This is a genomic window from Bacillus sp. J14TS2 (assembly GCF_018333015.1).
GTDB lineage: Bacteria > Bacillota > Bacilli > Bacillales > Bacillaceae_C > Lederbergia.
Map to the genome: position 1 here is coordinate 18,872 of NZ_BORE01000011.1, position 20,345 is coordinate 39,216.

The 20,345-nt window shown below is 37.4% G+C and carries 17 protein-coding genes and 1 pseudogene; 3 read left to right on the forward strand and 15 right to left on the reverse strand.

Annotated features, from left to right (window positions below):
* Positions 1–54: 54 nt before the first annotated feature.
* Both KI375_RS28135 and KI375_RS17015 read left to right on the forward strand, forming a co-directional pair.
* Positions 55–901: pseudogene (locus KI375_RS28135) on the forward strand (site-specific integrase); the annotation flags it as partial.
* A gap of 430 nt (positions 902–1,331) precedes the next feature.
* Entirely contained in the window at positions 1,332–1,970 is a 639-nt protein-coding gene (locus KI375_RS17015; protein ID WP_212974669.1) for a sugar O-acetyltransferase, read from the forward strand.
* A gap of 262 nt (positions 1,971–2,232) precedes the next feature.
* Here KI375_RS17015 and KI375_RS17020 read toward each other — a convergent pair whose 3' ends face one another.
* The 3 genes from KI375_RS17020 to KI375_RS17030 form a co-directional block, all read right to left on the reverse strand.
* Entirely contained in the window at positions 2,233–2,697 is a 465-nt protein-coding gene (locus KI375_RS17020) for an AAA family ATPase (protein ID WP_212974670.1), read from the reverse strand.
* Between the two features lie 278 nt (positions 2,698–2,975).
* The gene (locus KI375_RS17025) at positions 2,976–3,956 is read right to left on the reverse strand and encodes a phosphotransferase (protein WP_212974671.1); all 981 of its coding nucleotides are present in this window, start codon (positions 3,954–3,956) and stop codon (positions 2,976–2,978) included.
* 85 nt (positions 3,957–4,041) lie between these two features.
* Positions 4,042–4,227, reverse strand: coding sequence for a DUF6440 family protein (locus KI375_RS17030; RefSeq protein WP_212974672.1), 186 nt, complete (start codon positions 4,225–4,227; stop codon positions 4,042–4,044).
* 311 nt (positions 4,228–4,538) lie between these two features.
* Between KI375_RS17030 and KI375_RS17035 the strand changes: the two genes are divergently transcribed.
* The gene (locus tag KI375_RS17035; protein ID WP_212974784.1) at positions 4,539–4,985 is read left to right on the forward strand and encodes a DinB family protein; all 447 of its coding nucleotides are present in this window, start codon (positions 4,539–4,541) and stop codon (positions 4,983–4,985) included.
* A gap of 63 nt (positions 4,986–5,048) precedes the next feature.
* Here the strand turns inward: KI375_RS17035 and KI375_RS17040 are convergent, their stop codons facing one another.
* The 12 genes from KI375_RS17040 to KI375_RS17095 all read right to left on the reverse strand — a co-directional run bounded on the left by KI375_RS17040 (position 5,049) and on the right by KI375_RS17095 (position 20,312).
* Positions 5,049–5,330 carry a CotD family spore coat protein gene (locus KI375_RS17040; protein ID WP_212974673.1) on the reverse strand — a complete coding sequence of 94 codons (282 nt, stop codon included), beginning with the start codon at positions 5,328–5,330 and terminating at the stop codon, positions 5,049–5,051.
* Between the two features lie 205 nt (positions 5,331–5,535).
* Positions 5,536–6,189, reverse strand: a complete 654-nt coding sequence (locus KI375_RS17045; protein ID WP_212974674.1) for a 4Fe-4S cluster-binding domain-containing protein — start codon at positions 6,187–6,189, stop codon at positions 5,536–5,538.
* Between the two features lie 15 nt (positions 6,190–6,204).
* On the reverse strand, positions 6,205–8,148 hold the full coding sequence (gene nrdD / locus KI375_RS17050) for an anaerobic ribonucleoside-triphosphate reductase (RefSeq protein ID WP_212974675.1): 1,944 nt from the start codon (positions 8,146–8,148) through the stop codon (positions 6,205–6,207).
* Positions 8,141–8,404 carry a thioredoxin family protein gene (locus KI375_RS17055; RefSeq protein WP_212974676.1) on the reverse strand — a complete coding sequence of 88 codons (264 nt, stop codon included), beginning with the start codon at positions 8,402–8,404 and terminating at the stop codon, positions 8,141–8,143. Before KI375_RS17055 ends, nrdD begins: the two co-directional genes overlap by 8 nt.
* Before the next feature lie 173 nt (positions 8,405–8,577).
* The gene (locus tag KI375_RS17060; RefSeq protein WP_244852779.1) at positions 8,578–9,537 is read right to left on the reverse strand and encodes an LCP family protein; all 960 of its coding nucleotides are present in this window, start codon (positions 9,535–9,537) and stop codon (positions 8,578–8,580) included.
* A gap of 12 nt (positions 9,538–9,549) precedes the next feature.
* Entirely contained in the window at positions 9,550–10,182 is a 633-nt protein-coding gene (locus tag KI375_RS17065; RefSeq protein WP_212974677.1) for a helix-turn-helix domain-containing protein, read from the reverse strand.
* A 360-nt stretch (positions 10,183–10,542) separates the two neighbouring features.
* Positions 10,543–14,226: a cobaltochelatase subunit CobN gene (locus tag KI375_RS17070; protein ID WP_212974678.1), complete on the reverse strand. Its 3,684-nt coding sequence runs from the start codon at positions 14,224–14,226 to the stop codon at positions 10,543–10,545.
* Between the two features lie 355 nt (positions 14,227–14,581).
* A complete protein-coding gene (locus tag KI375_RS17075; protein WP_212974679.1) occupies positions 14,582–16,498 on the reverse strand; it encodes an AAA family ATPase in 1,917 nt (638 codons plus the stop codon).
* A 16-nt stretch (positions 16,499–16,514) separates the two neighbouring features.
* Positions 16,515–17,438, reverse strand: coding sequence for a magnesium chelatase ATPase subunit I (locus KI375_RS17080; RefSeq protein WP_244852781.1), 924 nt, complete (start codon positions 17,436–17,438; stop codon positions 16,515–16,517).
* A 51-nt stretch (positions 17,439–17,489) separates the two neighbouring features.
* Entirely contained in the window at positions 17,490–18,272 is a 783-nt protein-coding gene (locus KI375_RS17085) for an ABC transporter ATP-binding protein (RefSeq protein ID WP_212974681.1), read from the reverse strand.
* Entirely contained in the window at positions 18,272–19,306 is a 1,035-nt protein-coding gene (locus KI375_RS17090; RefSeq protein ID WP_244852783.1) for a FecCD family ABC transporter permease, read from the reverse strand. Before KI375_RS17090 ends, KI375_RS17085 begins: the two co-directional genes overlap by 1 nt.
* Complete coding sequence (locus KI375_RS17095) at positions 19,293–20,312, reverse strand: ABC transporter substrate-binding protein (protein ID WP_212974682.1); 1,020 nt, start codon at positions 20,310–20,312, stop codon at positions 19,293–19,295. Before KI375_RS17095 ends, KI375_RS17090 begins: the two co-directional genes overlap by 14 nt.
* Positions 20,313–20,345: the final 33 nt, after the last annotated feature.

Consider the following 20,345-nt stretch of genomic DNA (forward strand, 5'->3'; position numbering starts at 1 on the left):
TTTTGTTATTAAAGCTCATTTTATTTAACACGTGGTGATTTCCTCCCTCTTGCAGAGCGAGTATATATTAATAAGTTATTAAAGAAATACAAGCCCAGTACAGTTTCTTTATTTCATCGACTGTTTAAAATTGCAATTAACGCAGCTGTTGAGGATGAGATTATCCAACGTAATCGTTTTAATAAAATTACGATTGAACAAGAGAAGAATAACAAAAACTTTCTAACTGCAGAACAGCTAAACAGCTTTCTTTCAGTTGCAAAGACTTATGAAAATATCACTAATTTCACTCTAATATTTCCCCTAGCATATACGGGTTTTAGAAAGGGCGAAGCATTTGATCTACAATGGAAAAATATCGATTTTAAAGACCACACTATAACTGTAGAGAGAACTAGGGATAACAAAGGGGTAAGAACTCCAAAAACAAAAAGAAGTTATCGCACCATCTATATTGATAATATTTTAGTAAAGCAGCTAAAAGAATATAAAACTTGGTGTAAAAAAACTAAGCTCTCTTATGGATTACATGAAAAAAAAGCGATTTTGTTTTTATATCCTATCAAACAGGACAAGCTGTAACAGATAATATCCTTTTATATTCTTTCAAAAGGATATTTAAAAACATAGTAGATATCCCAATAATCACACCACATGGTTTGCGTCATACACATGCTACAATTCTAATAAGTAAAAAAGTACCTGTAAATGAAATTGCGGATCGACTTGGTAACACCCCTCAAATGATTCATGATGTTTACGGTCATACTTTAAAACTCTAAAGAAAGAATCTGTGACAGCATTTAGTGATAGTTTAAGGGAAGTTGGGGGCGGTTCTGGGGGTGGTTTTAAAAAACAAACCCTCAACCCTTTTCGTCACAAGGGGTTCAAATACTGTTGAGTTCTATTCACGTTAATTTTATCTTAACCGAAAGAATAACATTAAAAGCCTTAGAATCCTTGTTAATCAAGGTTTCGGGGCTTTTTTTATATTAACTTTGCTAGATAACGCATAAAGAATGATCAATTTGGAGCAGGTTGGGGCCGGGTTAAAAAATAATACGTGGGTAGATGCTAATAAAAAGAGGGCTTCCCTCTCAAGAGTGTAAAGTAGTCGGCTATGTTAAACAAGTTGCACAACTGAGACATACTGGAAAAGAAAATAATTATTAGAACCCCCTTTCTCAAACTCCTCTATAAATCGCCCTTGAATAACATCTTTTCATTAGCTAAACTAATTAATAGAAGAAACTTTTGCAACAAAATAAAGGAAATAGCGAATGGAAAAAATCTTATTAAGCATACGCTGAATTCCACTTAGGGGAAGAAAAATGAGAGAAGAAGAAAAAATATTTAAAGGAATCCTTTTTTCACCTGGGGAGCCAGAGTTAAAAGAAATAAAGCTCAGATCCCATAACCTGTGTTCGGAATATAACCGCACTTTCGAAGATGAAACTGAAAAAAGACAAACGATCATTTCAGATATTTTCCATGAGATTGGGAAGAACGGCCGTCTACAAGGCCCGATTTATATCCACTACGGAAAACATACAGAAATTGGCGATCACTTTTTTGCAAACTTTAATTTAACCATTCAAGATGATGCACGGGTTGTGATTGGTGATCATTGTAATTTCGGTCCAAATGTGACTATCGTTACACCTGTACACCCAATGCTTCCAGATGAACGCCGGGCAATTATGGATAAAGACGGTGTACCGAAACTTATGTGTTATGCAAAACCTGTTAAAATTGGTAATGATTGCTGGTTCGGAGCAAATGTCGTTGTTTGTCCAGGAGTTACAATCGGGGATAATTGCGTGATTGGAGCAGGAAGCGTGGTTGTGAAGGACATTCCAAGCAATAGCTTTGCAGCTGGCAACCCATGCAGAGTAATCCGAGAAATCACTGAACTGGACAGCATGATACATAAACTTGAAATTTTGGATGACAATAGCATTATAGAATAAGAACGTTGTTTTGAAATTGGCTCTTCATGCAATTCTTGAAATTAAGGGAAATTCGGCATGTTTTATTAAACCCCGGACTAAAATTCGGGGTTGCAGGAATCTTAGATGCCCATGTTGCATACATGTCGTTACACTCCCACTGGTAGATGTAGAGGTTTTTCATGTACGTTTGTATTTCCCATGATCGTTGTTCAACGAAAGCCCATTTCAAGGTGTAATAGAAAAATAAAAAACTTGCCGATTCATACACCATAAGTATTATCTATAATAAAACTTTAAGCTTTTCACAAATTACGTCTACATCCACATTTGTCGTATCAATAATTATATCTGAACTATCTTTTAATAACGGTAGTACACGATTCAAACTATCTATTATCTCTTCTTTTTCACCTAGTCTTTTCCCATAATCATTGGTAGTCCTTTCATTTATTCTTTTAAACATTGTATCCTGATCTGCCGTTAAGAGAACCACATAATCAAAGTGTTTATAAAATTTGCTTTGATTTGAATAACAACCTGTAATAAATAAATGCGATTGTCCATTTTCATTTAATAAACTTATCATTTTTTCTTCATCCAAAACCGCCTCTTCAGTATCTCCATTTCTACTGTTCATTATATACCCATAATCTGTATCTACAACTTTATGCCCTTGTTCTTGTAGTCGTTCTAATGTATATGATTTACCTACACCAGATAAACCAGTTATAAATACAATTGACATAATAAATCTCCTTTAAATATTTTATTCTTTCACTAAATTGCTTTGTTTGCTTAAATCACAATTTCTTGCTAATTCTAGTATAATTACCGACTAAGCACTCTACAAATTTGTCGCAAGTAACAGTAGGCTATTTTTATTTCACACTACCTAACAGAATTCTGTTGTTGAATATAGTATTTTTAGAATCCAGAAACGTTGTTGATATCGACGTTTCTAGGATTCCGTTTTTATAGGTTTGCCATTATAAAGTGGCTTTTGATTTTTATTAAATCAGGCAGCTAAGATAGCTCTAAATTTCTAAAGTAATCCATCTTACTATCAATAAAGCCATCATCAAAATCAGCTACTCCGTCAAATTCTGAGTCACTAAAGCATAAACCAAAGAGCCAAAGTTGCCTTAAAGCAACAAAGATAGGTACTGCTTTCAAATCATTCTCGCCAATATTCCTTATTTTTTTATAACCAGTTAGAAATGCCTCCCAGAGTTTTTCAATCTCCTCTTTATTACCACCACTATGAATTTCCCTCGCTAGTCTAAACTCTGCAATATCATAGGCTCTCCATCCGTACCCACAAATATCAAAATCGTAGTGAGTCAATTTCCCATCTTCCGTAAAAGCTACATTTGTATTGCCATGCAAATCTCCATGGCAAATCCCCCAATCTAACTCTTCTACAAAGCTTGATAACTGTTCCTTTAATCGCATAGCAAGATTATAAAGAAAATGATAATCCTCTTGACGGTGATCCATATGTAATTTAATTGTTTTAAGTGGTTTGTCAATCAAGTGTTCAAAATCGAGATTACCTCTTACATGTTCGCTGTTAAAACCATTAGCAGCATTATGCATTTGTGCGACGGATTCTCCGAACAAATGACTGTCTTCTACAGCATGAATAGGCCTTTCATTTCCAAGAGCAAAACTAAACATCACACCATACTTTACACCTTCTGAAACAAGAAATTGATTAATAAAACTCCCATCTTTTTTTCTAATAGGAATCGAAACGCTTACACCTACTTCACTGAGATAATTCAATAAATCTAATTCGAATAAAACCTCAGAAATATTTCTTCTATCAGCACGATATATCCTGAAGATATATTTTGAATGCTCTGTTATTAATACATATGTGTCGTTCATTCCTCTAAGGAAATATTGAAAACTAACCGGTTTATGAATTTCATAATTATCTTTAGGATGTGACAATATGGCTTCTTTTGACAAGAGTGAATATGCTGCAGGGAATAAGCTCAATTCTCTCCCCTCCTTTTATGGCTCCATGAAGGCGGCTGGCTCAAGAACAGGCCTGCTCAAAACCGTATAAATTTAACTATATTTATTACTTTTTAAAATCCTTGTCTACTAAGGGCTTTCCTTCCTGATCCAGCATAACAGTCAGCCCTGCACCGTACCCTTCCTGATGCAACATATACAGGACCCCAGTTTCATTATCACGAATAACTTTAGTCACTTTTAGTTTTCCTTGCGTATAAACCTCTTCAAAACGCTTCTCATTATCAGCCATTCATTTCACTCCTCTGTATGATTTTCAAGTAAACAATCAAAGCTAACCAACGATTATAGAGCAGGTCTATTTGTTGAACTGTCGCGATCTAACCCGTCAACTTAATTGTAACAAACTTTTTTATAAATTATCGAACTTTATTCAATTGATGTGCAGATTTATATAGCTGTAATTATCTGAATAATAAAAAAGGAAATCACTGGCAGAATATCGAATGGTATAAAGAGGTTCAATATAAAAAGGAGGATGATGAATTGATTATTACAAAAATTGATGATAGTTACACAGAGCAAATTAGTTACTTGATTTGTATGATGAATTACACTCGTAATATGACTCTTAACAGTGTAGAGGGATTAACTGAAAAAGAATTGGATACATTGATTGATGATAATAGCAACTCAATTGGGGCTTTATTACTCCATATTGCTGCGATTGAATATGCCTATTTTGTCAACACGTTTGAAGAAAGGGAAATGACCGAGCAAGAAATAGATCAATGGGGCCCTGCACTTCGACTAGGTCAAGAAGGAAGAGACCAGATTAGAGGGAATACATTGAAGTACTATATTGATAAATTAGATGAAGTAAGAACAAATACCCTTCGCCATTTCAAAGATGTTGATGATGAATGGTTACATACGATCGACGAATATTATCAAGATACTCCAATCAATCGTTTTTTTAAGTGGTTTCATGTTTTTGAAGATGAGATTAATCATCGAGGACAAATTAACTTCATTAAACAAAGAGTATAGACAAAAGCACAAGCGATGTCCAAGAAAAAAGCACCCGTTAGGATGCTTTTCAAATTTAACCCACTAACAGTTATTGTCGTCATTAGCAGGTCTACAACGTGGATTATTTAAATCACTTCCACAATTGTAATTCTCTACAATATTCACATCTTTTTCAGATTCTGTTACAGGGAAAAAGTTTTCAATCCGGGTGATGTTCTTATTCACATTTTTTACGTGGGTTGGATGGACACGTCTAATTGTTTTTCTGTTTGTAGTCGTGTTTACAATGTTTTTAGTGGGATAGAATATTGTTTCTACATCATTATGGTTTTGGTTACCATGTTTATCATGTTCTTTGCTCATTTACCTATCCCTCCCTTCATAAAAGATGTAATACATCTTATGTCGAAAAAAGAGAGTTTGTCCTAGGTTTCTGCCAATTTTTTTTAAATTCCACGATCATACTACTAGAATCAATGAATGAACTATATATAAATGCTCTAGAAACAACGTTACATCATCGTTTCTAGAGTTTTTTGTTTAAAGTCTTTCGGGCTTTTCAAAAAAATTAAGTGTATAAGAAGTCGTTTAAAAAATAGTCTACTTCACTTTGATGTTCTGCTTTCCGTTGGTCGATATAACGTTGAATTTCTTCAAAAAAACCTTCATCAAGAATCGGATATCTCACTGTGCGGACTTGATCCAGTGGCGAATTATGGGTAATGACCTGATCAATACTTGCAAGTAAATTTGCTACCATCTTTCTGGATGGCTTTATACCCATGATATCTTGAAAGATTGATTGATCTGCTTCAGGATCGAGTACATGATAAGGTAATTTCATATCAATATGGATCCCATCCACAAGCTTTTCTTTATATAGCTGTTGTACTTTTCTATGGTACAACCCACTGGTTGTAACTATGATCTTGCCAGCAAACAGCTCCCGCGTCCTTTGAAGTACAGCACGTATGTCTATAAAAGGATCGATTAAAAATTCTCCTCCGCTAAACATAATGGCATCAAATAAAAATCCGCTTTTTTTCAAATATAGAAACAAATCATCAGCCGTTTTATACTTTGCAGGTGTATGAGCAATTATTTCATCATAATTATGACATCCGAAGCAATATAACGGGCAGCCTGATAAAGAATGGACCAGTAGGGTCGTATGGTTTGGCACATCAGTAAAGGTCCGAATAAAGTTCTGATAGAATTTCATCATGTATCATCCGTATTACGGATGGCTGACCTCCTTCAATGTATCTTCTTTGAGCCGCTTGCGCCCATTCCAATCATGTCTTCTCGCTTTTGACCAAAAATTATATTTGCCCTCATAGTATCCTTTTTCATCAACATGAATAGTATGGCGGGCAATCATTTTCAGATAACCAATCACCCTGCTAAAGGTAGCGATATCCGTTGAGGCACAAGTTGGACATTGCTCAATATTTTTCCCATCCTCCGCAATGATTTTTTGCCCACAGTTCATACAAGATGTAATCGTTGGTGTTAAGGTGATATAGTTGATTGGTTTTTCAAAAATCTTATCTATATAACGAGCTAACCTTGCAGGAGACACTTTTGATTCCAGAAAATGATGGAGTACACTTCCTGAGGTGGCATAGCCTTGAAATTCGGCACTATTTTCCAATTGTTCCAAGAAATCCTCCTCAGCAAAAGGCGTCATACAACCACTTGTTAAGTATGGGTTCTCCCCCTCACCTTGCACAAAAATATCATGGCCATTCTCTCCTGCCCATTTAAGATCATGGCGGGCTAGTTTTATGGCGGCATTTTCAGCTGGTGCATATTCAATACCACAAGCTACCTTATCTCTAACAATAAATTCATTGATCACGTTGGTCATATATTGCATCAATTCATGTGCAACCAACTTTCCTTTTTCATCTTTAATCCCATTAGGGTAGCCTAAATTAACGATCCCTTCATTCGTGCCGGTGACTGCAAACACATTAAAATAATTTTTTAGATCATGATTGTAGGCAAAAAACGTTGGATAGAGTTCTTTATTATTTTCGATCCAGCACCGTTTTGCCATATGAGCTTGTTGCATGATTTCCAAGTAGCCCCGCATTTTTTCCTTCAATAAATCCATATCATAACCGAACTCTAGTAACAGGCGGTTCATATTCAAATTTAATACCTGTACAGCTCCCGTAGAACCAGACGATGAGCCGAACACCCCTCCACCAGCCTTTGCGAGTGTTTCTAGATTAATTTGCAGACGACAGCATAAACTACGGCTAACTTGTGGATCTTTCGCTTGAATAAATGGATTTAATTGCTGATAATAAGAATTTTCAAATGGCTTTGTTTTAAAATTTTCAAAATACACTCCGCCCCAATCATACATTTTATCCAAAAGTTCGAGAAACAGCGGATTTTCATAATGAAACTGATCGTCAATTTGTACAGTCAAAAGTGGAAATGTAAATGGAATCCCATCACTCCCTGTTCCTTCGCTCATCACATCAATAATTGCCTGATTGATGCGATCAAAATAAGTATGTGGGATATCCTGATACTGGATGAAACGTAACTCTCCTCCAATCACGATATACTCCTGTTTGATTTCTTCGGAAGGCTTACCGAACTCTAGTGTAATATTTGAAAAGCTACTTTGCGCCCCGGAACGAAGCGGCATATTTAATTCCCAAATTAAACTTTGAAATAACTGTTTCAGGCCATCGTCCGTATAAAACTGGCCTCGCTGTGCTTCATCATATAAATAGGAAGCAGCAATGGTAGAAAGCTGTGCCAGCATGACTGCACCAGAAACTTGCTGGGAAATTAGGGTAACCACATTACTAAAATGCCTTATCAAAGTGGATAGACGTGTCGTTGGTTTGGATGAAATCATATTCTTAGCAAGTGATGGAATCCCTTTTGAAGCAATATCGAGACAGCTGATCGACACACAGTACGGTGCCAGCTGTTTATCGTGAACATAGATAACCCCATCGTCATACAATCTTTTAATTTCTGGAGGAAGCACATGGTTAAACAAAAATTCTTCCTCAGCGTGATTATTCAAATTGTGGCGTAATAATGGTAGTGAATAAACATAGTTGCTATTTTCATGTTTTAGATAATCAGATTGTTTATCATCAGCAGTCGATGTGAATTTCCGAATAATTTGTTCTGTATTCTCAAACATTGCTCATCTCTCCTTCTCGCAATCGATGTATCAATTCCATTAATTCAACAGGATTCACTCCAGTAGTTCGGGCTATTTCTGTTTCGTCATCAGCTAGCAATATGGTTGTAGGCACTGACATAATTTGAAAGTTCTCAACTAGCTTTTGTTGTTTTTCTGCGTCAACCACAGCAAAAGTCACGCCCTGATCCCGTAAAAATTTGGAAATAACAGCACATTTTGGGCACATCACCGTTTTAAACATTACTAAATTCATACAAATGAACCTCTCTTTCTAATCTAATCTATTTCACAATAACACAATATATGGTGTTTATAAGTGATAAAAATCACTACATATAGTTTTTATTTTACACTACGAAAAACAAAAGAACTTGAAAGGAAATAGTCCCCATCAAGTTCTTTTGTTTGTTATCGCTAAGCTTAACTCTATTCTTTTATCGCAATATTTTCTTCTGAGAAAAATTCTTTCAATGCTTGCTTATTTTCTTCAAGATCAATGCTTAATACAGCCCCTACGTCGACATTTTGATCGGTAAATGAATCTTGAATGGGTATGCGCAGTTTCTCCAATTCATTTGTCTTGTTTGCTACGATGTCTTTCCCCATTGTAAATAGAATACGATTATCAATATTTGTCTCTACATAGGACGCCGCGGTACCTAATATTTTCGGAAGCTGAACGATATTATGAACGGTAACGGCTTCTGCTAAAACCTTCTCTAGTGCTTCTTGTTGCCTGGCAACACGACCAAAATCATTCAAGTTATCTTTTCTAAAGCGGACATAGCCCAATAGCTCTTCTCCATTTAATGACTGTTTTCCGGGATGCAGCGTCATGCCAATACCTGTTGACATTTCATTTTCTACCTCAACCTTTATGCCATTAGGTGCAACTAAATCCACTAGTTTCGGAAATCCGGTAAAATTAACAATGGCATAATAATTAATATCTAAATCAAAATTATGCTCTATTGTTTTTCTAACTAGTTCAGGCCCTCCAAAAGAATAAGCTGCATTTAATTTTTGCATGCCATATCCTGGAACCTCTACATATGTATCTCGCATAAGAGAAGCAAGTTTTATCCGGTGGGTATTTTGATTATAGTAAGCAATCATCAACGTATCAGATCGTCCTTGTTCTCCTTTCCTTGCATCACTCCCGATCAGTAGTATCTTCACTTCCCCAAATTGGACTTCTTCTCCTTCAAATGGTTCTTGCGTTGTTTCTTCTATGTCGCTCGTTTCCTTTTTATCAGCATTACTTGCTAGCCCTTTTTGATACTGACTAACACTATAAATAACAAGGAAAACAACTATAAAACTAATAAGGAGGAAGAATCCTATAAGTACTTTTTTAAATGATGATCTATGTCTTTTAGTTCTCAAGTTTATTCTCCCTCATCTCTCTGCTATTTTTTTTGAAATCACTTGCACAGCTATGGCATCATCTATAAAACCAATTGGAAAAATATAATCTGGAATCACATCAACAGGAATAATAAAATACAATAATGCACTTCCTATTAAAATAAGTTCTTTTGATGAACCATTTTGCAGCTGAAACTTTTTAAAAAAATCCTTTAGAAAGTTAATAAATGGCCCTACACTATCAACCTTCTTAATTTTCTCATCAAACCCTGAAGAGATCGCTTCCTTTCCATCCTCTGTTTGCGCATAATTTGCATACTCTTTTAATTTTCGGTCAATGTTCTCAATAGAAAATCCACTGGCAACAGATGAATCAAGTGAGTTTTGAATCTCGTTGACATACTGATTCAGTTCTGATTGATCATTCGCTTCCTGTTCAAGTGGATATCCAGCAGCCTCTAAAAGTTCATTCATTGGAATATCCAAATGTTTGGAAAACAGATGTAAATGTTCAAGTGTCGGTCTACGTTTTCCACTTATAATGCGGGATATAGTAGCTGTATCAATATCTGTTCTTTCACTTAATTTTCTCATTGATAAGGAATGTTTATCCAATAAATTCTTTAAAATCAAACCGAGTTGATCTCCGCTCTCTATCTTCATATTAATCTCCTTTCAGACGCCACTAAAAAAGTACAGCTTCCATTTGCAATAAACTATACATTTACGTTGACAATTTGTCAACAAAATTAATAGACTTTCAAATGATCTATTATTCTTCAACTTATAAAAAGTATCTTAAATCTAGTATTTCCCCAATATTAAAAAGCCGAAGAGTATGTCTCTTCGACTTTTCGCATTGTCTATACACAACTTTTCCGTTGACATCTTGACAAATAAAAAGTGGAGGCTGAAACAAAAATGTTTTCAAACAAACCAAAACCGAACTACTAGGTTCATATACCCCGCAATACATTGTTCGTCTTTGAAGGTTAGCAATTTAGTTATGTCCCAGCCTCTTTCCTATATCGTTGTTTCTTCCATATCCCCTTCCAATTCTAAATATAAATCTCTTAATGTATTTAGTTCTTGTTCTGTAGGCTCCCAATACCCTCTTTGAGAGCTTTCTAGTAAGGTTTCCACCATGTGGTGGTAGGCCCAACGGTTATTTTCTATGCATTTTGTTTTGAGTTCTTCATTCTCCATATAGGTGGCATGAAGCTGATGAAAGATCCAGTCTTCTACTTTATTCGTCGTAGCCGCCAGTCCTAAGATATTCTCAAATCGATCTTTTATCTTTTGTACACCGTGATGGTCATGCTCTAACATCGCCTCAATCCATTTTGGATTCGTAATTCGTGTTCGAATTCCTCTTGCGATCGCATGCTCAACATCCTCTGTTTCAATTTGACTCGTTGTCGTATCACTGATATAAACATCCGCTTTTTTCCCCTTTACATTTTCCACAGACTTGGAAAGACCACCAAAAAATTCATAAAAATGATCTAAGTCAACTACTTCATGTTCAACTGTGCTCCGGATTTGGGAAATGAGCTCTACTTTTTCTAAATGTGTGGCTAATAATTCTTTCATTGGTTTACCATAATAATTTTTCGTATAGATATATTGCATGCTATCAAAAAAGGATTGACCAATTTGTGCTTCATCTTCCCAATTTTTTGTTTCAATTAACTTTGTAACCTTTGTTCCATATTCATTTTCTGATGGACCAAACATGCGGGCAGAGGATAGCTCGATGGCTGAATTGTGATCGATCCCTTCACTCTGTAATTGTTCGAGAATTTGCTTTGTATGTCTTTTCATAAAATTTTCATCATCTGTTTCATCCTGGGAACTTATCCGCATAAACAGATCACTGAGATCTTCGATTACATTCGCAAACATTGCTCGAAACATTCCACTGATGTTCAACATGACATCTATTCTCGGACGCCCTAATTCCTCGATCGGAATGATTTCATATGTTTGTTTTAGCATACCTGGCCGGTAAATCACTTTAATCCCAAGATAGTGCAGAATTTGTCCTAATGTTTCTCCTTGGGTACGAGAGGTTTCCAATCCCCAGAGCACAACCCCAATTTTATCCGGGTATTTCCCCGTGTTATCTAAATATTTCTCAATTGTCTTTTCTGCCACTATTTTCCCACGTTCATACGCACTCTCACTTGGAACAAGATTGGGATCAAATTGATATAGATTATAACCTGTTGGGAAAACAGCTGGATCGCGAATCATATCCCCAGCTAGACGAACAGGAATAAATTCTCCGTTTAAAGCTTTGATGAGATGATCTAATTCTTGATTTTGTTGACTGGCTGTATAGGCCGTCATCCCAAACTCTAAGCTTTCTAAAAATTTTTCTCTCCATTCATCGGAAAAAGAGCTTAGAAGTGATTGGTCTAGCAAATAGGATTCAATAAGCTGATCAGCTTCTTCATATAATTTCGTTCTCCCATCGCGATTTTTATCTGCCATGAGTTGATCATAGTTTAACCGCTTAGATTCTGCGAATAATCTTGGAAGTGATTTTAAGTTACCACGATCAAACCTTAACACGGCTTTTACATATTCCATTGCTTGTTTATTTGTATAGGCTGTTCCAAACACATGAAGTCCCATTGGAATAAGCGATGTTTTGATTCGATATAGTTCCATTTCTAGTTCCTCTACCTCTGTAACAGAAAACTGCAGCTCTTTAGCCTTTTTTAATAATTTATGTTGTAATTCCTTGGCTTGCATAGGGTTGGTTCTTTCCACCTCGTGATACTCATTGATCAAAAGCTCTAACGGCAGGAATTCTCCATACAATTCGCTTTCCTGGAACGGAGGAGACTGGTAACTAATTAATGTTGCATGTGAGCGGCGTTTTGCAATCATTGCTTCTGCTGGATTCCCTGCATAGTAAAGATAAAGATGAGGAATATCTTGGATTAATCGATCTGGATAACAATCACTCGACATCCCACATTCTTTCCCGGCTAAAAATTCCAATGTTCCATGTGTACCTACATGGATAATGACATCTGCTTGAAATTCTTCTTTTAACCATTGATAATAAGCGATATACTGCTGATTGGGGGGCAGAGTTTTATCATGATAGGACTTCTCTATTTCTCCTTGAAGATCACGAGCGGGCTGTAATCCAATAAATAGGTTTCCCTCTACAATCCCCGGAATGTAAAATTCACCCTCGTCTGTCATCATGGTATCAGAGGTTTGGCCCCATTCCACTACCTCTTCATTCGCTTTATAGCGAATAAAATCAATTTGCTGATTATCTGTTACCCATTCGGGCGAATTGATTCTTTTTCCCTCAATGAACTTTTCTTGTAGTGCTGCTTTTGTAAGCAGTGGAGTATGATAGCCTTCTCTGTGAAGACGCTCTATGATTGTCTCTAAAGAAGCAAAGGTGTCGAGGAAAGCCCCCCCAAAAATATTCGCTTCACCTGGCGGATAATTATAACCAATAATAGCAACTTTCTTTTGTTTGTTTGCTTTCTTTCTCAACTTAAGCCATTGTGCTACTCGAGAGACTACTTTTTCTGCGCGGTCTTCAATCAATGTTAATTGCTTAATGTCGACATCAAACATTTGATTCTGTTCGATTGTATCCATAACCCCGACTGGAAATGTTTCAATATTTCCATCCAATTCCGGCAACATAACGGAAACGGAAAATTCAGCAGATGTCACTCCTTGTGAGGAATCCTCCCAATCTTTCCTCATCCTCCTCGTAATAAAAAACGGATGTAAAACCGGTACACTCAATTCCTCTAGTAATTGTTTTCCTAATTCTGGATTCCCACCGACAGGTCCAGCTCCTAAACGAAAAGGGACAAAGTTTAAAAGGAGATCAATTCTTGGTTGCTGATCATCCAGAAAATATTGTCTCACCTTCTCTATTTCCTGTTCGCTTCCCCTTTTATAGGTGACTGGAAGAATATTTGCAAATTCCTTTACCCGTGCCATGATCTCCGCAATGGCTTCAATTGTTCGAACTGGATAATGAATGTTTGTAAATAGAAAACCGACCGTCGGCCTTGTATCATCAAAATCAGTATGTTGTGCGTACTCTTCATAGGAGGAAAAAGTCAAATCGTTGATCGGATCATATATGGTTGTCTCCTGTATACCCGCAGGCGGATCAGCTTGAGGAACTTTTAATAACTCCTGGGATGTCAAATCAAACGACTGACCATATTCTTTCAAAAGAAAGCAAAGCAAGTTGCGCATATTTTCTACTCCTGCCAGCCTCCAATACGTAACAATTTTGCTATAGTTTTGTAAATCTGTACGCTTTTCACTTGATTGGCTGTCTTCTCTTATTTGGGATGGCCTGCCATGATGTTCTTGATCAAAATCCTTTGCTGAAAGACTTCCTAACTTAAAAAAAGAGCGGAGCCCATCCCCAAACCCATTGATTGGCACAATAAAAGAGCGGGTAGACGGGATGCTCTCCATGATTATTTGGTTTAATCGTTGAGATGAGCCATGTAAGTCAAGTAATAGAATGTCAGATTTGCTGACACTCGACTTTATCCTAGCAAATTGCTCCTCCTTATCACTGCCAATATCAAAAAGCTGTACATCTACCAGCGTTTTTATAGCGGACGATATTTTGCTTTCATAGGCATGAATAAGATCATTAATAGCTGTTGTCGATGTGGTGACAATCGTTATGTTCACAACTTTCCCTCCTTTTATTTACATAGACTCTCGGCATTTACCAAGTCAGATTGTACAAATTTTTTATCATTCTACATTTAATGAGGGATGGTTCAGTTTCTTATTAGAAGAATAACCCCATCTATATAAAACGAGATCATATTCTACATTCAACGTAACAGCTAGTCACCGTTCCAAGCGAGCAACTGTAGCGGAAATCAACAACGCACGATCTTGGTAGACAATGTTTACAAAAACATTCCTTTTTTAAAAAAAGGGGTTGAAAAAGAAGACGATTCTTCAATAATCCTCGATTCACAGTAAACCTTTTGTAATTTGCGGATCTGCATCTTGAGATTCCAAGACTCTATTCATTTCAAATATGCTCTTTAATGGCTCCATAAATTTGCGATGAGGTGATTTGATCTAATTTTGTGTACATACCGCCAAGATGATCGGCTAGTTTTTTGGCTAGACCTAAAGGGACCTTACTTTGCTCTGTGTCAATAACTAAAGACAAAATACCTTCATTTTTCATCGTCTCTGCTATTTGAAAAGCCTCTTCTAATGGAGAACCTTTGCCCTCATAGCCTTGGTTCGCTCTTCCATCTGTAATGAGAATGAGAAAAGGGATGGCATCTGGATCTTTTTTCCGCAGCTGCAGCCATATCTCATAGCCTTTTACGAGTGCTGATGCCAGTGGTGTTTTTCCACCTGTTGGCAGGTCCTTTAATCGTCGATAAGCCATTTCCACACTTCGAGTAACCTCTAACACAACATCCGCGCGCTTCTGATGAAAGGATATCATTCCGACCTCATCTCGTTTTCGGTAAGCATCCTGCAGCAAAGAAAAGATCGCTCCCTTTACTGCCTCTATACGTTTTCTTACACCCATAGATCCACTTGCATCCACTAAAAATAATAAGGTCGTGCCCACCACTTTTTCCCTTACCTTTTGGCGTAAGTCTTGTTGTTCAATCGCTATAAGTGAATCCCCATTCCTCTTTCTGCTCGATTGATAAGGCGCGGCGGCTCGAAGGGTTGGGGCTAAGGCTAAATCTGTTACTTTCCCATGAGGAGGAATGGTGGCACGGATGTATCGTCCTTTGTTCCATTCAGTCTTTACAACGGAGCGTTTTCCCCCTTTTCCTTGTTTTTGCTCCCTGATAAATGCTTTGAGTTCTTGTAAAATCTTGATGTCCATTTCATCCGCAATACCGGCTGTCCACTCTTCTTGACTTAGACTAGATTCATTGGTTGGTTTTTCCTCATTATAATCAGAATTAGCTTGCTGCAAATGGGGATCCTCTATCGTTGGATTGCTTTCTACTGACTTTGTATTTTCGTGTGTTTCTTGTTTATCTTGATGATTATTTCTTGTTTGTTCTTCTTGATTATTCTCCTGTTGTTGCTCCTGCTTTGGCTTTGATGGTGAGGCTTGATTTTCTCTTTGACGGTGGGGAAGCACATAGGCAGCTGCTTTTTGAAAGTCCTCCGCATCGACTTTTTCTCTTCCATCCAAAGCAGCGATTGCTTTCGCTGTTTCAAGCAAAATATACTCAGCTCGATGTCCCTCACAATTAGCTTCTTGAGCAATCATTGCCGCGTTCCTGATCATTGCCGCGTTTACGGTAATAGAAGCACAACGGGTCTGACTCTCTCGAACCCAACTTTTTAACGTTTCTGCCTTCTCTTGATGCTTTTGGATAAAAGATTCCTGATCCTCTTCAAAGGCTACCCTGCTCTTGATAATATCCATTCTCGTATCGATATCTTGTTCGCCTTTTACGTTTACATATAATCCAAAGCGATCCAGAATTTGTGGGGTTAATTCACCCTCTTCAGGATTCATAGATCCGATTAAAATAGATTGAGAGGCATAAGTGGTCGATATCCCTTCTCTTTCTACCACTGTCGTTCCTGATGAATGAGAATCAATGATCAATTTCGTCAAATGCAAGGATAATAGATTCACCTCATCAATATATAAAATATGTTGATGGGCGCGTTGCAGAATTCCTGGTTTGAATTGTTTCTTGCCAGTTTGCAAGGTTTTCTCAAGCTCAATTTCACCAACTAATTGATCCTCTGTCACACTAAGTGGTAATTCGATCACTTGTTTGCCCAATTTTAGTTGGGAAATACTCCGTACCATCGTTGTTTTTGCTGTCCCTTTCTCCCCCGTTAACAGAATGCCGCCGATTTTCGGATTCACTAAGTTTAGTAAAATAGCTTGCTTGACAGGACCTTGACCGACGATCGCTGTGAATGGGTATGTATGAAGCAAATCCACCGCTGTCTCCTCCCCTTTAAACAATCTCAAGCTCATTAAAAAATGTATCTAGTTGTGACAGATCAGCTCCTTCGTCCTGAAATGGTGTGCGTTTCAGTCGATGAGGATAGACAAATTTAGTAACAGTCTGAATATCCTTAGCCGTAACAGTTCTTCTTCCTTCAAATGCCGCGAGCGCCACTGCCGCCTTCAAAACGGTTAAATCTGATCGATGCCCATCTACTTTTAACTGGATTGATAGTCTTGCTATCAATTGATAGATTTCATCCGATACATCCACCTCAGGTAAAATATTTTTCGCCAGCTCAATCCTTTTGACTAATTGTTCTTGCTCATAACAGTATTTCTCTTGAAACTCCCTTTGATTTTCTTCAAAGGCTAATCTTCTTTGCAGCACCTGTACTCGCCTATCTATTTGCTGCTCACCAGTTACCTCGACAGATAATCCAAAGCGATCCAATAGCTGTGGGCGAAGATCACCCTCTTCAGGATTCATGGTCCCAATCAAGATAAACTGTGCAGGGTGTGCATACGAAATCCCTTCCCTTTCGATTGTATTGACACCCATTGCGGAAACATCTAATAATACATCCACAATGTGATCATCTAATAAATTAATTTCATCGATATATAAAATTTGCTTATGTGCTTCATATAAAATACCGGGCTCAAATTTTTTCTCCCCATGCTTTATCGCCTGTTCTATATCTAATGTGCCGATCACTCGATCCTCTGTAGCGTTTAATGGTAATTCAACAACCTTAAGCTGGCCGAATAAATCGGCTAAAGAACGAACAGCGGTCGATTTCGCCGTTCCCTTCTCCCCTTTAATTAAAACACCGCCAATAGCAGGATTAATACTATTTAATAAAAGCGCTAATTTCATATTTTCTTGCCCGACAATCGCAGTAAAAGGATAATACACTCTATCACTCTTCAATTTTTTCATCTCCCATTAGATTGATGATGTCTTTATCGTTAATCTAAGATGTTACGCTAATGCCTGTGCAATACAAATGGGTTTTTGGTGGAGCGGATCGATCCATATATCCGCCTCCACCCCGAAAACCTCTCGAATCGTATGTTTATTCAATACTTGAGTAGGAGAGCCTTGTGCAAAAATCCCACCGTTTTTCAATACAATCAGTTCATCAGAATATTTAGAAGCGTGATTCATATCATGTAACACCATCACTATAGTGATGCCAAATTCTTTATTAATAGATGTTACAAGTTCCATAATTTCCAATTGATGAGAAATATCTAAAAAGGTGGTTGGTTCATCAAGAAGCAGAATGGAAGGTTTTTGAACGAGCGCCATCGCAATCCATGCTCTTTGCCGCTCTCCTCCTGATAGTGTATTAACAACTCGATTGGCAAAAGTCGTTAATCCTGTCTGCTCAATCCCCCAATTCACAATATCAAGATCTTCCTTTGAGAGTCTCTCCCAAAATTTTTTATGTGGGAAACGACCATATTCCACTAGGTCTCTTACCGTTAAATGAGGTGGTGTATATGGTGACTGAGAAAGAATCCCCATTTTTTGAGCGACCTCTTTGGCCTTCAATTCACGAATCATCCGTCCATTCAAATACACTGCTCCTTGTTCTATTTTTAAATTCCTTGATAAAGCCTTTAAAATCGTGCTTTTTCCCGATCCATTTGGTCCTAGCAAGGAATAAATCTTTCCTTTTTGAATTGAAAGGTCAAGGGATTGAACAATGAATTTCTCTTCATAACGTAAATCAATCTTTTTCGCTTCTAATATGCTCATTATGTTTCCCTCCTTAACAAATAAAGAAAGAATGGCGCCCCAAAAATCCCCATAATTACACCAACTGGGATTTCAACTGGTGCCAAGATCAACCGTCCAATCGTATCACTAAAAGTTACAACCGCAATCCCAAGAAAACAGGAAGCAGGGATAAGTAGACGATAATCATTTCCGATTAATAATCTAGCCGCATGTGGAACAATCAGTCCAACAAAGCCTAGTAAACCCACAACACTGACAGCACTTGCTGCAAGCAGAGATGCCACAGCCGTCATGATGATTCTCGTTCGTTCTACTGAAAGACCTAATCCTCGTGCTGTTTCATCCCCCAAAAGCAATATATTCATCCATCTTGTACCGAAAATAGCAAAAAGCAGCCCTAGTAAGCTGTAAATCCAGATCATCTCGACATGATTCCAGCTTCTTGCAGACAATCCTCCCACCATAAACATAAGAGCACCTTGAACACGATCACTGTAAAAAATCATCAGTGTAGAAATCCAAGATCCTAAAAACGCGGAAACTGCTACACCAGCCAATACAATTCTGACCGGCTGAATGCCTCTTTTCCAGGCTAAAATATAAATAAGTACCGCAGCGCCCATTGCACCAAAAAAAGCCCCTATTGGAACGATGAATTCTAAATGTGGAAATAAAAGTAAAATGACGACCCCCACTAATCCTGCACCAGAGTTAATGCCGATAATACCTGGATCAGCTAGAGGATTGCGCATAATCCCTTGTAAAATAGCTCCAGCTAAAGCCAAATTCACTCCAACCAATGCACCAATAATCACTCTTGGAAGACGTATATTCCATAATATTTGCTGTTTAGATTCCATATGAAATGAAGTCAACGATGTCCAAATCGTAGACCATGAAATGTCGACAGCCCCTTTGGATAGGCTGAATAGAATACTTACACAGGCAAGAATAAAGAAGATGAATAAAATGAAGAAACGCCATGTTCGGCGTTCCCTTATATTTCCCAACTTAAAAGCTGGTTTTTTCATCGCTGTATCACTCACCATCATCAAAAACCTCAGGATATACAAGCTTTGCTAAATATTCAATGGATTCATCATAGTTTAATCCGCTGTTTGATAAGAATAAATTGCCTGGTAAGAAGTGCACTTGATCATTTTGAACAGCGGTTAAAGTAGACCATGCAGGGCTATTTTTCATATCAATGTCCATTCTTTCTTCTGCCTTGGATTTTTCACCATGATGGACAACGAAAATCATATCTGGATCCTCCTCAACCACCTTTTCCAAACTAAATGCTGTTTGCGTCGGATTTTCCTCAAGCGCAGGCACACCTTCTGCAATATTGGTTAATCCTAACATTTGGGAAATTTCACCAGGAATGGTATTTTCTCTATTGACTGTGACATTACTAGGAGTGATATTAAAAATCGCTACTTTTTTCGGTTCTTCCTTACCACGATATTGATTGATTTTTTCTTGAATCGCCGTTATTTTTTGTTCTAGTTCCGCAATTTGTTCTTCAGCTTGCTCACGATCGCCTAAAACCTCTCCAACAAGCTTCGCATTTCGTTTAACATCCTCTAGTAATATCATATCTAGGTTTATAAATGGAATATTACTATCTTCTAAAATCGGAATTAATTTTTTATGTAAAGTAGTGTTTCCGATGACTAAATCAGGCTCTAAAGCTAGAACTTCTTCGACATTCACATTCGTATGGTGGCCAATGTCTGCTACATCTTCAGCCCCTTCAGGAATGCGATCTGGACTAAGCGTTGTTCTTCCAACAGCCTCACCGCCTAGGTCATACAATAAATTTAAATGGGATGGTGACAAAACCACAATTCTTTCAGGCGTTTTCTCTATCGTCACCTCATTTCCTAAATCATCTGTGACTGTTAGCTCGCTGTCAGCTTCCTTCTCCACATTATTTGTTTCTGTTTGCTTTTCATCCTTTTCAACATTCGTTTGCCCATCTACTTCCTCCTTTGTCGCACAACCGGCTAAGAAAATAATAACGAGCAAACCAATGATCCATATCTTGCTTTTCAAGATTCTTTCCCCCTTGTTTGTTATATCTGCCAA

What these genes read in the sequence shown, in the direction of transcription:
- KI375_RS17065 (WP_212974677.1), bottom strand. Translation starts at nt 10,182, where the DNA reads ATGAAGATAGAGAGCGGAGATCAACTCGGTTTGATTTTAAAGAATTTA.
- nrdD (WP_212974675.1), bottom strand. Translation starts at nt 8,148, where the DNA reads ATGTTTGAGAATACAGAACAAATTATTCGGAAATTCACATCGACTGCT.
- KI375_RS17090 (WP_244852783.1), bottom strand. Translation starts at nt 19,306, where the DNA reads ATGATGGTGAGTGATACAGCGATGAAAAAACCAGCTTTTAAGTTGGGA.
- KI375_RS17015 (WP_212974669.1), top strand. Translation starts at nt 1,332, where the DNA reads ATGAGAGAAGAAGAAAAAATATTTAAAGGAATCCTTTTTTCACCTGGG.
- KI375_RS17045 (WP_212974674.1), bottom strand. Translation starts at nt 6,189, where the DNA reads ATGAAATTCTATCAGAACTTTATTCGGACCTTTACTGATGTGCCAAAC.
- KI375_RS17020 (WP_212974670.1), bottom strand. Translation starts at nt 2,697, where the DNA reads ATGTCAATTGTATTTATAACTGGTTTATCTGGTGTAGGTAAATCATAT.
- KI375_RS17030 (WP_212974672.1), bottom strand. Translation starts at nt 4,227, where the DNA reads ATGGCTGATAATGAGAAGCGTTTTGAAGAGGTTTATACGCAAGGAAAA.
- KI375_RS17040 (WP_212974673.1), bottom strand. Translation starts at nt 5,330, where the DNA reads ATGAGCAAAGAACATGATAAACATGGTAACCAAAACCATAATGATGTA.
- KI375_RS17035 (WP_212974784.1), top strand. Translation starts at nt 4,539, where the DNA reads ATGATGAATTACACTCGTAATATGACTCTTAACAGTGTAGAGGGATTA.
- KI375_RS17055 (WP_212974676.1), bottom strand. Translation starts at nt 8,404, where the DNA reads ATGAATTTAGTAATGTTTAAAACGGTGATGTGCCCAAAATGTGCTGTT.
- KI375_RS17085 (WP_212974681.1), bottom strand. Translation starts at nt 18,272, where the DNA reads ATGAGCATATTAGAAGCGAAAAAGATTGATTTACGTTATGAAGAGAAA.